Raw genomic sequence first — 12,587 nt, 5'->3', positions numbered from 1 at the left:
TTCACATCCTTTTTAGAGCCCCTTCCTGCCTTTTTCACTCGAAAAACTACTTAGTCAATTAAAAGTCTTGCCACCATATAAAAAAAATTGTTAACTATAAATTCCTTAGTTTTTCAAAGGGGAAAACCTGTGTTGAACAAACTGGCTCGCTATACGCAAGTGGTCGAAATCATTGGCGATATCATTAAAGTAAAAGCTGACAATATCGCCTATGGTGATTTGGCCATAGTGGAGAACCACGATGGCGAGCAATCCTTAGCTCAGGTGATACGTCTGGAAGGCGATGTCGTTTCCATGCAGGTTTTCTCCGGTGCCCGCGGTCTGTCGACCAAGGCTCAGGTACAGTTTCTCGGCCACCCCATGCAGGTGACCTATTCCCCGAATATTCTTGGTCGGGTATTTGGCGGTTCGGGAACCTCCTTGGACAGCGGGCCTTCTCTGGATGCCGATCCTCAAGTCGATATTGGCGGCCCGACGGTAAACCCGGTCAAGCGTGTCCTTCCCAGCAAAATGGTGCATACCCACATTCCGATGATTGATATGTTCAACAGTTTGGTGGAAAGTCAGAAGATTCCGATTTTTTCCATTGCCGGCGAACCTTACAACCATTTGCTGGCTCGTATCGGTATTCAGGCAGAAGCGGATATCGTAGTGTTTGGCGGTCTGGGTCTGATTTACGACGACTACCACTATTTCCGCAAAACATTTGAAGACGAAGGCGTATTCGCGCGTACCGTTATGTTTGTCAATCTGGCTTCCGACCCGATCGTAGAACGCTTGCTGGTGCCGGATATGGCACTGAAGGTAGCCGAGCGCTTTGCCGTCGAAGAAGGTAAACGGGTTCTGGTACTGATGACGGATATGACCGCCTATGCCGATGCCATGAAAGAGATCGGGATTGCAATGGAATATGTCCCTTCCAACCGCGGCTATCTGGGCGATCTGTATTCTCAACTGGCGGTGCGTTATGAACGCGCCTGCGATTATCAGGGGGCCGGTTCCGTCACTATTCTGACCGTCACCACTATGCCGGGGAATGACGTGACACACCCGGTACCGGACAATACCGGTTATATCACCGAAGGTCAGTTTTATCTGCACGACGGCATGCTGGACCCCTTCGGCTCTCTATCGCGCCTAAAGCAACAGGTGATCGGCAAGGTAACCCGTGAAGATCACTCGCAGCTGATGAACACGATGATCCGCTTTTATTCGAACGCCAAAGAAGCGGAGAAAAAGCGCGCCATGGCTTTTGAACTTTCCGATTTTGACGAACGCTGTCTGCAATTTGGTGACATGTTTACCGAAAACTTTATGGACATCGACGTATCCCTCCCGTTAAACAACGCATTGGATCTTGGCTGGAAACTATTGGCGCAATGCTTCTCTCGAGACGAATTACTGATGAAAGAAGCGCTGATCGATAAATACTTCCCTGACGATGACGAGCAGACACAAGACAAGGCGAGCTGATTATGGCGGCCAAAATTGCTTTAAACAAAACCGCTCTAAAGCAATCCCGCGACAAGCTGGGAATGTACAAACGCTATCTACCCTCTCTGGACTTAAAACGCCAGCAGTTAATGCTTGAATTACAAAAAGCCCGGGCGGAAACCGATGCCCACCTGCAGGCAATTGAAGAGCATCTGACACAGGCGCAGGACTGGATCGGATTACTGGCCAATGCCGACATTAAAGTAAACGGTCTGGTAAAGGTCACCGGTATCGATGAAGCCGAGCAGAACCTTCTGGGCGTCACCCTTCCGTTATATGTAGACACCCGCTTTGCACTGGAAAGCTATTCCATGCTGGCCAACCCCTACTGGGTGGACGCTCTGGTTGAAGCCCTCAAGGAAGTGGCCACCCTGCGCGCTAAAGCGGCTGTAGGCCATAAGCGAACGGCTATTCTGGAAGAAGCGGTGCGCAAGATAACGCAGCGGGTTAACTTGTTTGAGAAACGCCTGATTCCCGAGACCAATGACGATATACGGAAAATCAAAATTTTTCTGGATGATTCGGATCGAGCTTCGGTAATTCGCGCCAAGTTCGCCAAAAAGAAAACCTTAAGCTCGACAACTGGAGGCGCTTAAGATGTCCATCGTACGCCTCAATAAAGTCACGTTTATGGGCCCTTTGGCTCAACGCCGGGAAGCACTGGAAGAGTTGCAGGAACTGGGATGTATGCACCTGCTGGATCTGAACCCAGAGTTGCAGGGTGAAATTCCGGTGTTTATCTCCAAAGAAGCCCGCGAAGCCTATCGTTACCTCACCAGCTGTCCGTCCAAACTGCGTCAGAACCATGATGAAAAGAACTTCGATTTCGATCAGGTACAAATCCTGACTCTGGATATCAAAAAACGCATCAATGATCTGGAAAACGAGCAGGAATTTTTACGCAAGCGCATCAAAGAGTTGTCGCCGTGGGGCGAGTTTGTTTTACAACCCTATCAGGAACTGGAAGAGCGCCGTTTCTGGTTCTATATCGTGCCGCACTACAAAATGGACGAGATTGAAACCAGAGAAGAGCCTTGGCAAGTGGTTTTTAAAGACAACCGCTTTAGCTATGTCGTCCTCATTGCGGATGACGAACCCGTTAAAATGCCGGTACCTCGAACGCATACCGGGAATGTCCCCTTATCGGAACTGCAAGAACGCCTGGATGCCAGCGAAGTCGAACTCGAAGAGCAGTTCTGGCAAAGAGTCGGGCTCACTCGCTGGATCGACCTGTTTGGCAAGCGTATTGATGCCGCAGACGACAGAGCGTCTCTGGCTCTGGCGGAGCAAATGACCCAGGTCGATGGCGAGGTGTTTATCGTTCAGGGTTGGGCACCGGTGGATCAATATGAAACGCTGACAAAGTTGGCGAAAGAAAAAGGCCTGGCCGTTCACCAAATTGAGGCCGATATCAAAGATCGCCCGCCCACACTGATGAAAAACGCCGAGAAACTCTCGGCGGGTGAAGACATGGTGAACTTCTACTCCACCCCGGCTTATTCCCAATGGGACCCGTCAGGAATATTGTTTGTCTCCTTCACCCTGTTCTTCTCGATGATTATTGCCGATGCCGGTTACGGCCTGATTTTCGGCCTGATGCTACTGCTCTATTGGCGTCCTTTATCCAAGGGAAAATTCTCGCGTTTTAAGTATCTGTTTGCTTCGCTCGTCGCCGGAACCATCGGCTATGGCGTCATGGTTGGCAGTTATTTCGGGCACACGCCGGCCGAAGAGAGCTTCTGGCATCATTTGCACATATTGAATATGAACGACCACAGCCAGATGATGGCCGTCTCCATTTTACTGGGGGTCAGTCATCTGATTCTCGCTAATGCGATGCAGTTTTGGCAGAACCGCGATCGGGAAAGCGCCAAAGCGAATCTGGGCTGGATTGCGGTTTTTGTCGGTGGCCTGATTGTCTGGCAAGGAAGCAACAGCGGATTCGTTGTAATGGGATTGGGCGGATTGACGATCCTGTGGTTCAGCAGTCCGAACGACAACGCCTTGAAACGTCTCCTTGGCGGCCTGATGGCTCTAACCAATGTATCGCAAGCCTTTTCTGACGTATTGAGCTACTTACGCTTATTCGCGCTGGGGCTGGCAAGTGCCCAGCTGGCGATCACCTTCAATGAACTGGCTTCCGATGTCATGCAAAGCATGCCCGGTATCGGCGTATTCTTTGCCATTTTGATTTACATTCTCGGGCACGGCCTAAACCTGCTTCTTGCCATTATGAGCGGCGTGGTTCACGGACTGCGCCTGAACGTCATCGAATTCTTTAACTGGGGGCTGAAAGACGAAGGCTACCCTTTTCAACCTTTTATTAAACGCGAGGTAAAACAATGGAAGCGCTAATCACCACCTTAGGCTGGATTGGAATTTATGCACCGATGGCTTTAGGTGCCATCGGCAGTATTATCGGCTGTGCCCGTGCCGGTCAGGCAGCCTGTGGCGCCTTGCTGGATACCGAAACGGGGCATGGTCGATTTATTGGTGTATCAGCAATGCCTTCATCACAGACCATTTACGGCATCGTCATTATGTTCACTCTGGAACGCGCGGTAACCATCGACAACGCCCCCGGCCTGTTCGCGATAGGCGTGCTGTCCGGTTTTGCTCTGCTCTGGAGCGGTATGCGTCAGGGGGATGCCTGTGCTTCAGCGATTCATGTCAGTAAAAGCAAACCGGAAGTATTCGGTCTCTCAATTGCACCGGCTGCCATTGTTGAAGGCTTTGCGGTATTTGCCTTCATCTTCGCCCTGGTTATCAGCGGCGGAATTCCAGCCTAGCCGCCAGAGGAGATAATCTATGTCTAACGAACAACTCTCTTCCGGCGTTCAGGACCTGGTAGATCGTCTACGGGAAAAAGGGATCGAAGAAGGTCGTCACCAAGCAGAAGAAATAACCAATAACGCCAAAAAAGAAGCCCATGACATTATCAGTGCCGCCAAACAGGAAGCCGAACAGATTATCAGTCTGGCGCGTCACGAAAAGGAACAATTGGAAAAAGCGGGACGCGATGCCATGAATCTGGCCGCCCGCGATGCTATTCTGGAACTCAAAGAAACCCTCTCTCACCAGTTCAGCGAGCAGGTGCATGGTTTGGTATCCCATCACCTGCGCGATGAGGATCTGCTGCAAAGAGTAATTCTGGAAATCGCCGGCAAAGCCCGTCCGACGCAAACAACCGGTGCCTTCGAGTTACTGCTGCCGGACGACGTCGTCGGCCTCAAAGAATTACGCCTGCACCCTGAAAACGTTCAGGAAGGAACCTTAAGCCATTTTGTACTCTCCGTATCGGCGGAAATGCTCCGCGAAGGCGTCACAATCGGCAGCCATACAGGTGATGGTATTCGTATCCGCCTGATAGAGGAAGATATTGAAATTGATCTCAGCACGCAAGCGATAACAAAGCTGTTTTTGGAACATCTGTTACCCCGCTTCCGCGCCCTGCTCGAAGGCAGTATTAAGTAGCATAAATAGAGATGACTATGCAAAGCCACCAGTACTTTACGCTTATCACCAGCCTGCCCAATCTACCCGCACGCTTTGACGCGCCCAATTATGAGCCGATTAGCCAGCTGCGCTTGGAACAACGCCTGCAAATACTGGAAAAAGAAGATGCGAAAACTCTGGCGGCATTACAGAAATTCTTCCACTGGGAGCATCATCCTCAACAGCACACGGACCTGGAAACGCTCGAAGTCCTGAAAGAATTTCTTGATGAGATTGACAACCCGCTCTCCCGCAGTCTCATACTGCATATGATGAATGTGCGCTTTATCAACGCCGCATTACGCCTGCGCCAGGCAGGACGGCCATTTCCGCCATCCGTCGACAGCTGGTGGCATCGGCACATAAAACGTCATTGGGATCAAACCGACCTCGGCATGTCGGCACGTTATCCATGGGTTAACGAGCTGCACAGTCTGATTGAAGACAATGACGTAAAAGGCGTGCACCATAAGACGGTCGATATCCTGTGGCAATATCTGCTGCGCAAGTCCTTGAACTATACCTTCAGCTTTGAGGCAGTAATCATCTACAACGCCCGCTGGCACCTGATTCACGGTTGGCAAAAACAGAACAGCGAACAGGGCAAAACCCAATTTAACTTACTTTTAGAAGAGGCCTTAGGTAATCATGTCTGAACAAAATAGTCCTTTTGCCAAAGTCACCGGAGTAAACGGCAATATCGTTTCCATTGAACATCCTCATGGCCATCTGATGAAAAATGAAGTGGCCTACGTACATGTCGGCGACGAGCAACTCAAAGCCGAAGTATTGCGAATCCGCGGCAAAACGGCTGATCTACAGGTGTATGAAGAAACCGCAGGCGTCAAAATCGGCGATCAGGTTCAACTGACTGGAGAGCTGCTTTCCGCCGAACTGGGTCCCGGTCTGCTGGGAAAAGTCTATGACGGCCTGCAGAACCCGCTGCATTCGGTAGCAAGCGCCCACGGTTTCTTTCTTCCTCGCGGTAAGTATTTGAATGCTTTGGACAATGTGCACAAATGGGCATTCAATCCCCTGGTTCGTTCGGGGGAAAAAGTGATTGCCAGCCAACCCATCGGCACCGTTCAGGAAGGCCGCTTTACGCACAAAATCATGACGCCATTCAATCTTAAAGGCGAAGCGGAAATCACCTGGATTCAAGGCGGCAGCTTCAGTGTCGATGAACCGATTGCGCGTATTCGTGATCAACAGGGGCGCGAAGAAGTCATTACCCTGAAACAAAAATGGCCGGTGCGTATTCCGATTCCGGAGAAACTGATCGAAAAACGTATTGCCGAACGAAAATTCCCCGATGAACCCCTTATCACGACTCTGCGTCTGATCGACACCTTCTTCCCGATTGCCAAAGGTGGTACCGCCTGTATTCCCGGTCCGTTCGGCGCGGGCAAGACGGTACTGCAGAGTTTGATATCACGTTATTCCTCCGCAGATATCGTTATTGTAGTCGCCTGTGGCGAACGCGCCGGTGAAGTCGTGGAAACCATCGAAACCTTTGCCGAGATGAAAGACCCGAAAGGTGAAGGCACTCTGATGGAACGCACCATTGTTATCTGTAACACTTCATCCATGCCGGTTGCCGCCCGTGAAGCCTCAATCTATATGGGCGTTACCTTAGCCGAATACTATCGTCAAATGGGATACGACACCCTGGTTCTGGCGGATTCCACTTCACGCTGGGCTCAGGCGATGCGTGAAACATCAGGACGACTGGAAGAAATTCCCGGCGAAGAGGCCTTTCCTGCCTATCTCGACTCGGCTATCAAGAACATTTACGAACGCGCCGGCGTAATTGAAAATCTGGATCGTCAAAAAGGCAGTCTGACGCTTATCGGTACCGTCTCTCCTGCGGGCGGTAACTTTGAAGAACCGGTTACCCAATCAACCTTAGGTACCGTAAAAACCTTCCTTGGTCTTTCCTATGACCGTGCCTATAAACGCTACTACCCTGCCATCGATCCGCTTATCTCATGGTCGCGTTACGGGCTGCAGTTAAAGGACTATTTTGATAAACATATCGCCCCGGACTGGACAGACAGTATAGAACGAGTGCGAGAGATACTGGTCAAAGCGGAAGGTATCGAACAAATGATGCAGGTAACCGGCGAAGAAGGGATAACCCAGGATGACTTCATCCTCTTCCAAAAAGCAAAAATGCTTGATCTGGTCTATCTTCAGCAAGACGCCTTCGACCCGGTCGATGTCTCGGTTGACCTAAATCGCCAGAAAGAAAACTTCACCCTGTTGAAGAAAATTGTCGATACAGATTTTGAGTTTAATGAGAAACAGGACGCCAGCGCATTTTTTACGAAAATCACCGGTATTTTCAAGAATATGAACTACTCGGTCTATGCCTCAGGTGAGTACAACAAGCATTTAAATGAAATCAACAAGATGATTGAAGCATATTAAATACTGCTTGAATCATCTTGTTCAAAAACCGGTTTTTCTGCCTGGCAGAAATCCCCCATCAAAAATTAAATCTTAAATTCAACGAACCCTTAAAACCGGCCTGAGCCGGTTTATTATCAGACCAAACTGAATGCCATCAAAACGCTGTAACCCTACTTGGGCATTGCCGGTGGAGGGTACAAAGGGATGCTCTCGTCGATAAGAGAATCCGGATTTACCGGAAGTTGTTCGCCAATCAACCTTTTCCCCAACGTAAAGTCCATCGGACTATTGATCGCTTCCAAAGCCTGCAATCGACCTCCCATCATATGCAGAACGGTGAAACTGCCACTGGCAGGGTCACCGCGTACAACGGGGCTATAATCCGGCCGCACAATACCGGCAATCTGTAAACGGACATCGAACTGATCGGACCAGAACCAGGGCACTTCGCTGCGCGGTGCCGGTTTATTCATAATATGGGCAACGATCATACGAGCCTGAGCGGTTGCATTCTGTACTGACTCCAGGCGCAAGGAAGTTTGCAATAAAGCATGAATCTGACGCGTACAATCGCCTGCCGCAAAGATATTTGCATGACTGCTGCGACACTGATCATCAATCACAATCCCGTCATCGCATTTCAACCCTGCCTTCTGAGCAAGTTCGGTATTGGCAACGGCACCTATGCCAATGACCACGACGTCTGCTGGCCAGATAAGACCGTCCTCGGCCTCAACCGCCGTCACCTGGTGTTCGCCTTGCAATGCAGACACATTGACGTTGCACACTACCTTCACACCAGCCGCTTCATGCATACTCTGATAGTATTCTGATACCTGTGGCGATGCGCTGCGCTCCATTACCCGCCCGGCGCGCTCCAGTACGGTGACATCCAGTCCTTGTTTGACACAGGATGCCGCCAGTTCCAACCCCACATAACCGGCACCGACGATCACCAGCCGACCCTTCTCAGGCAAAGCGTCCTTGATCGCCTGCGCATCGTCGATGCCACGCAAGGAAAATACATGCTTCAAGCCCACCCCTTTGATCGGCAGGTCACGCGGTCGTGAACCGGTGCTCAACACCAGAGAGCTATAACTTAATTGCTCACCGTCATCCAAGCGCACACGACACTCTTCCGCCTGAATAGATTGCACCCGACAGCCTTTTATTAACTGTATCTGCTTCTGTGCATAATAGGATTCCGGTTTGACCAGCAACGCATCGACACCGATCTCGCCATTGATAACGCCCTTAGATAGAGGCGGACGCTGATACGGCGCATAGGCTTCCTCACCGATCAGCGTGATCGTGCCCGGATAGCCTGCCTGAGCCAAGCCGGTCGCGACCGTTGCACCGGCCAGTCCCGCACCGACAATAACTACGCCTGCATCACTCATATCAATCAACCGGTTTTTTATAGGCGACAAGATCGATTTCGACCAGCGCATCCCGTCCCAGTTCAGCCACACCGAAAGTTGTGCGCCCCGGAAGATACTCTTTCTTAAAATGGCCAACAATAATCTCGTTCATGGCGTGAAAATCGCGCTTGAAATGCGTCATGTAAATACGTAGAAACATGACATTATCAAACGTGTAGCCCGCATGCTCAAGAATCAGTCGCAGATTCTCGAATACCAGCTTTGTCTGCGCCTGGATGTCATCCGGTAAAGGTGCCTTCGGATCTTTCGGGTCAGTTGGCAATTGGCCTGTGACATGCAACCATCCGGCCGCTTCTACCGCGTGATGATAAGGCGACGCCGGCGGCGCAGCGGTTTCAACGTAATGATGTGTAATACCTTCCAAAATCAGCTCCTTAAAAACTGCCGTTAAAGTGAAAATAGATTTTTAAATGAATTGCGATTCCGGCATCTGCAATACCAGTCCGTCAAGCTCAGGCACCAGATCAATCTGACAAGCCAAGCGACTGTTTTCCGCAAGATCGGATCGCGAAGCCAGTAATGCTTCTTCCATGGGTGAAGCCTCCCCCACCTGCTCACTCCACTTCGGATCAACGAACACATGACAGGTCGCGCAGTTACAGTTACCACCGCAATCACCTTCAATACCGTCGATGCCGTTGTTGATCGCCGCTTCCATCGCCGTCATGCCTTCGTCTGCATCCACGGTGTAAGATGTACCGTCAAAGGACAAAAATGTAATTTGCATCAATATCTCCTATTGGATTAATTAGTTAAATTCGCCTCAATCTTCTATTACGATTGAGCGGCAAAGCCCATCACCTGAGCCAGTTCAGCTTCAGTGAATTCGTCATAGGCGACCTCTTTTTCCAAGTGCGCTTCCAAGCGCTGTCGAATCGATGCCAGCGAAACCTCATCGAGTCGGCGAGGTCGTGGGACATCGATATCGATAATTTCACTGATCGTGCCCGGTGAACCTGAAAACAGCACTAGGCGATCCGCCAGATGCAGTGCCTCGTCGAGATCGTGCGTCACCATAATCACCGTGGCGTCCGTAGCTTGCCAGGTCATCAGCAGATAATTCTGCATTATGCGTCGGGTCTGGTGATCCAGCGCGGCAAAGGGCTCGTCCATCAGCAACAGTCCCGGTTGCATCGCAAACGCACGTACCAGCGCCACCCTTTGCTTCATACCACCGCTGAGCTCATCCGGAACCTTATCCGCATAATCCTCAAGCCCGACATTTGCCAGTAATTCCATTGCCCGCTGTCTCGCTTCCTTGCGCGGCATGCCGCGATTGCGAAATGCAAAGGCGACGTTATCGCAGGCGGACAACCATGGAAACAGGTTGTAATGTTGAAACAACAGGGCTACATTTTCTGTCGGTCCAGCCACTTCACGACCACCGACAAACACGTAACCTTCGCTCGGTTCATCCAGTCCCGCAGCAAGGCCGAGCATAGTGCTTTTCCCGCAGCCGCTGGGACCGATAATCACTGTAAAACTACCGCCGGGCACCTTGAGCGAGACATCCTGCGTCGCCTGTTTTTCGCCAAAACGTTTACTGACGTTTTCAAACACAACTTGCGTCGGACGGCGCTTTTTTTCGTTCACATTACTCATCGACGATACTCCCACCACAACAAACGACGCTGAATCAGCAACAGCAGTCGATCAATAACAAATCCCAGGACGCCAATGGTGATAATGCCCACCATCACCAGTTTCATGTTGTACATCTGCTGACCGAGAATAATCAGATACCCAAGTCCGGAATTGATACCGGCCATTTCACCAGCCAATACAGCCATCCACGCAGCGAAGAAACTCATGCGCGCCATGACCATTAAATCGGGCGCGGCTGCCGGGATAATCACCCGAGTCCACATATGCGTGCTGCTCGTCCCCAGACTGCGCCCCACTTTCAGCATCTCTTCCGGAACACTGTCGAAAGCGGCCACGGCCGAGACCGTCATCGAACCGAAAATCGCCATAAACACCACAAACACGGCAGCCGGCGAACCGATCCCGACCAGTGCGATGGCAAACGGAATCCAGGCCACGGGAGAGACCGGAGCCAGCGTCTGAACAATTGGAAAACATACACGACGCAAAGGCTTATAACGGACGATCAATGCCCCGACCAGCAATGCCGCGAAGATCCCCAGAAGATAACCGATAGCCACACGACTCAAAGTATCGAAAATAGCGCCCAGAAATGTTGTGCGCTGTGCTCCGATACCTGCCGGAGCAGGCCCCTGCAATAGATAAGGTATGGTTTCACTCGGAGGCGGCAATATTCGCGGATTGAGCACTTCGGTATAAGCCCCCAGTTCCCACAGCGCGGCAATCAGCAGCCAGGCAAACAGCAACCAACCCGCTTCACTCCAGGCCAGTCGCATGCGGCTGGGCTTTACCGAAATGCTGCGCGATGAACGAGCTTGCGGAACCGCAGAAGTACTGACATTTTCTGCTACGGCGTTTTCAACTATTTCAGACTCGGGTCGATTACCGGTCATACGCATTTCTCCAATTGTTGCGGGGCGACACTGTCAAGGTAGTTACAGGCCTGAGTAAAACAATCCAGCGGCGCATCCACGGCACCGATACCGATCCAGCCGGTCATGCCGTTCTGATGAGCGATCCCGGTATGAATACGCACTCCTCTGTGACTGCTGACGACGCGGTAGGCATCCAATCCCAGACCGAGTCCATCGTCACCGGCTAATACCGGGTGTATTTGAGAATGGGCAGCAATAAAAAAGCTGCGCTGCAAACGCCCGGCATTTACCGCAACCGACCAAGGCGTATTCAAAACTGCAGCCAGCTGCGGCGCACAATGCGCCGCGGTACCGCCAAGGCCAAAGGCTTCCATAATGGCACTGTCACCGAGATCGGCCTGTGCATCCTTAAGAGTGTACGGAGGGTAAAATCCGCCGTCGGGAATTCCGGACGGCGCGCAGAACCATTTCGCACCGGTGCCAGCCAACTGAATACCGCACTTTTTACCGTTACGGGCAATCGCCACCACAATGCTTGAACCGTCGATTCCCCGAGCCTGATCCAGACTCAGTTTGGCCGACGCCATGGCGTAATTGAGAAAATGCTGCGGATTGTCGAGTAACCAGCTGCGCACGTCTGCATCCAGCCCGGAAAGCGCCTTGATAAAAGCATACATGCCACCGATATTGCGTTGATGCACATCGTCGCCGAGCGCAACACCTTCCGCAATTAATGGCAGTACCGCCAGTCCCTCTTCCGGCAAACAGGCGGCTATCGCAGGAGCGACCCGGCTTTCTACGAATGCCAATTGTTCGGCGACCTGATCGTCGTAGACACCGAAGCGCAGTGCACGACGTCCACCTTCGGCAAAGGTCGCATAACAGACGCCTTCGCCAATGCGGTTTTCCACCCGCATCAAAGGTTGTGACGGCCGAACCACTCCGGCCATCGGCGAAACGGTGCCTAATTCATGGTTACTGCGCAATCTGATCTCGCGATTTTCGATCATTGATCGCGCCTCATGAACGGTTTTCGCCCACCCCTCGATCACGGCCGCACCGGCCAGCGCATTCAGCACCGTTGCCGGCAGAATTTCATCATCGGCGAAAGGCGGACCGGCATGCCCCAGTTCCCTCTCTTGCAAACCGAGTGCGGCATGTGCCGGCTCGATGCCGACGAGTACCGGATCGCAGGCGGCAATGCGATCTAAGGCAAGGCGGTTAGCCGCACTGAGATTGTTTATCTGCTGTACCATGACGCCAG

Annotated in this window: 13 protein-coding genes; 7 read left to right on the top strand and 6 right to left on the bottom strand. The window is 51.6% G+C overall.

Going from position 1 to position 12,587, the window contains the following annotated elements:
- Positions 1-129: 129 nt before the first annotated feature.
- From HQN79_RS04910 to HQN79_RS04880, 7 genes are read left to right on the top strand one after another with little or no spacing between them, the layout of a single operon-like run.
- Entirely contained in the window at positions 130-1,473 is a 1,344-nt protein-coding gene (locus HQN79_RS04910) for a V-type ATP synthase subunit B (RefSeq protein ID WP_173284627.1), read from the top strand.
- A 2-nt stretch (positions 1,474-1,475) separates the two neighbouring features.
- Positions 1,476-2,090, top strand: coding sequence for a V-type ATP synthase subunit D (locus tag HQN79_RS04905; protein WP_173284626.1), 615 nt, complete (start codon positions 1,476-1,478; stop codon positions 2,088-2,090).
- A 1-nt stretch (position 2,091) separates the two neighbouring features.
- The gene (locus tag HQN79_RS04900) at positions 2,092-3,849 is read left to right on the top strand and encodes a V-type ATP synthase subunit I (RefSeq protein ID WP_173284624.1); all 1,758 of its coding nucleotides are present in this window, start codon (positions 2,092-2,094) and stop codon (positions 3,847-3,849) included.
- On the top strand, positions 3,837-4,283 hold the full coding sequence (locus tag HQN79_RS04895; RefSeq protein ID WP_173284622.1) for an ATP synthase subunit C: 447 nt from the start codon (positions 3,837-3,839) through the stop codon (positions 4,281-4,283). The genes HQN79_RS04900 and HQN79_RS04895 overlap by 13 nt, the downstream gene beginning before the upstream one ends.
- A 19-nt stretch (positions 4,284-4,302) precedes the next feature.
- Entirely contained in the window at positions 4,303-4,968 is a 666-nt protein-coding gene (locus HQN79_RS04890; protein WP_173284620.1) for a hypothetical protein, read from the top strand.
- A 17-nt stretch (positions 4,969-4,985) separates the two neighbouring features.
- A complete protein-coding gene (locus HQN79_RS04885) occupies positions 4,986-5,645 on the top strand; it encodes a hypothetical protein (RefSeq protein ID WP_173284618.1) in 660 nt (219 codons plus the stop codon).
- Positions 5,638-7,419: a V-type ATP synthase subunit A gene (locus tag HQN79_RS04880; protein ID WP_173284616.1), complete on the top strand. Its 1,782-nt coding sequence runs from the start codon at positions 5,638-5,640 to the stop codon at positions 7,417-7,419. Before HQN79_RS04885 ends, HQN79_RS04880 begins: the two co-directional genes overlap by 8 nt.
- A gap of 152 nt (positions 7,420-7,571) precedes the next feature.
- Here HQN79_RS04880 and HQN79_RS04875 read toward each other — a convergent pair whose 3' ends face one another.
- From HQN79_RS04875 to HQN79_RS04850, 6 genes are read right to left on the bottom strand one after another with little or no spacing between them, the layout of a single operon-like run.
- Complete coding sequence (locus HQN79_RS04875) at positions 7,572-8,801, bottom strand: NAD(P)/FAD-dependent oxidoreductase (protein WP_173284614.1); 1,230 nt, start codon at positions 8,799-8,801, stop codon at positions 7,572-7,574.
- Between the two features lies 1 nt (position 8,802).
- Positions 8,803-9,207, bottom strand: coding sequence for a RidA family protein (locus HQN79_RS04870; protein ID WP_173284613.1), 405 nt, complete (start codon positions 9,205-9,207; stop codon positions 8,803-8,805).
- Positions 9,208-9,249: 42 nt separating this feature from the next.
- On the bottom strand, positions 9,250-9,570 hold the full coding sequence (locus tag HQN79_RS04865; RefSeq protein WP_202984518.1) for a 2Fe-2S iron-sulfur cluster-binding protein: 321 nt from the start codon (positions 9,568-9,570) through the stop codon (positions 9,250-9,252).
- Positions 9,571-9,617: 47 nt separating this feature from the next.
- Positions 9,618-10,445, bottom strand: a complete 828-nt coding sequence (locus HQN79_RS04860) for an ABC transporter ATP-binding protein (RefSeq protein WP_173284611.1) — start codon at positions 10,443-10,445, stop codon at positions 9,618-9,620.
- The gene (locus HQN79_RS04855; protein WP_202984517.1) at positions 10,442-11,341 is read right to left on the bottom strand and encodes an ABC transporter permease; all 900 of its coding nucleotides are present in this window, start codon (positions 11,339-11,341) and stop codon (positions 10,442-10,444) included. The genes HQN79_RS04860 and HQN79_RS04855 overlap by 4 nt, the downstream gene beginning before the upstream one ends.
- Positions 11,338-12,579 (bottom strand): YlbE family protein, encoded by a 1,242-nt coding sequence (locus HQN79_RS04850; RefSeq protein WP_202984516.1) that lies wholly within the window; start codon positions 12,577-12,579, stop codon positions 11,338-11,340. Before HQN79_RS04850 ends, HQN79_RS04855 begins: the two co-directional genes overlap by 4 nt.
- Between the last annotated feature and the right edge of the window lie 8 nt (positions 12,580-12,587).

The sequence above is a fragment of the Thiomicrorhabdus xiamenensis genome, from assembly GCF_013282625.1.
GTDB classification, from domain to species: domain Bacteria; phylum Pseudomonadota; class Gammaproteobacteria; order Thiomicrospirales; family Thiomicrospiraceae; genus Thiomicrorhabdus; species Thiomicrorhabdus xiamenensis.
The sequence above is the reverse complement of the archived record's forward strand: the minus strand, read 5'-3'. Positions and strand labels throughout refer to the sequence as shown.

What these genes read in the sequence shown, in the direction of transcription:
- HQN79_RS04860 (WP_173284611.1), bottom strand. Translation starts at nt 10,445, where the DNA reads ATGAGTAATGTGAACGAAAAAAAGCGCCGTCCGACGCAAGTTGTGTTT.
- HQN79_RS04855 (WP_202984517.1), bottom strand. Translation starts at nt 11,341, where the DNA reads ATGACCGGTAATCGACCCGAGTCTGAAATAGTTGAAAACGCCGTAGCA.
- HQN79_RS04865 (WP_202984518.1), bottom strand. Translation starts at nt 9,570, where the DNA reads ATGCAAATTACATTTTTGTCCTTTGACGGTACATCTTACACCGTGGAT.
- HQN79_RS04895 (WP_173284622.1), top strand. Translation starts at nt 3,837, where the DNA reads ATGGAAGCGCTAATCACCACCTTAGGCTGGATTGGAATTTATGCACCG.
- HQN79_RS04890 (WP_173284620.1), top strand. Translation starts at nt 4,303, where the DNA reads ATGTCTAACGAACAACTCTCTTCCGGCGTTCAGGACCTGGTAGATCGT.
- HQN79_RS04850 (WP_202984516.1), bottom strand. Translation starts at nt 12,579, where the DNA reads ATGGTACAGCAGATAAACAATCTCAGTGCGGCTAACCGCCTTGCCTTA.
- HQN79_RS04885 (WP_173284618.1), top strand. Translation starts at nt 4,986, where the DNA reads ATGCAAAGCCACCAGTACTTTACGCTTATCACCAGCCTGCCCAATCTA.
- HQN79_RS04900 (WP_173284624.1), top strand. Translation starts at nt 2,092, where the DNA reads ATGTCCATCGTACGCCTCAATAAAGTCACGTTTATGGGCCCTTTGGCT.
- HQN79_RS04880 (WP_173284616.1), top strand. Translation starts at nt 5,638, where the DNA reads ATGTCTGAACAAAATAGTCCTTTTGCCAAAGTCACCGGAGTAAACGGC.
- HQN79_RS04875 (WP_173284614.1), bottom strand. Translation starts at nt 8,801, where the DNA reads ATGAGTGATGCAGGCGTAGTTATTGTCGGTGCGGGACTGGCCGGTGCA.
- HQN79_RS04905 (WP_173284626.1), top strand. Translation starts at nt 1,476, where the DNA reads ATGGCGGCCAAAATTGCTTTAAACAAAACCGCTCTAAAGCAATCCCGC.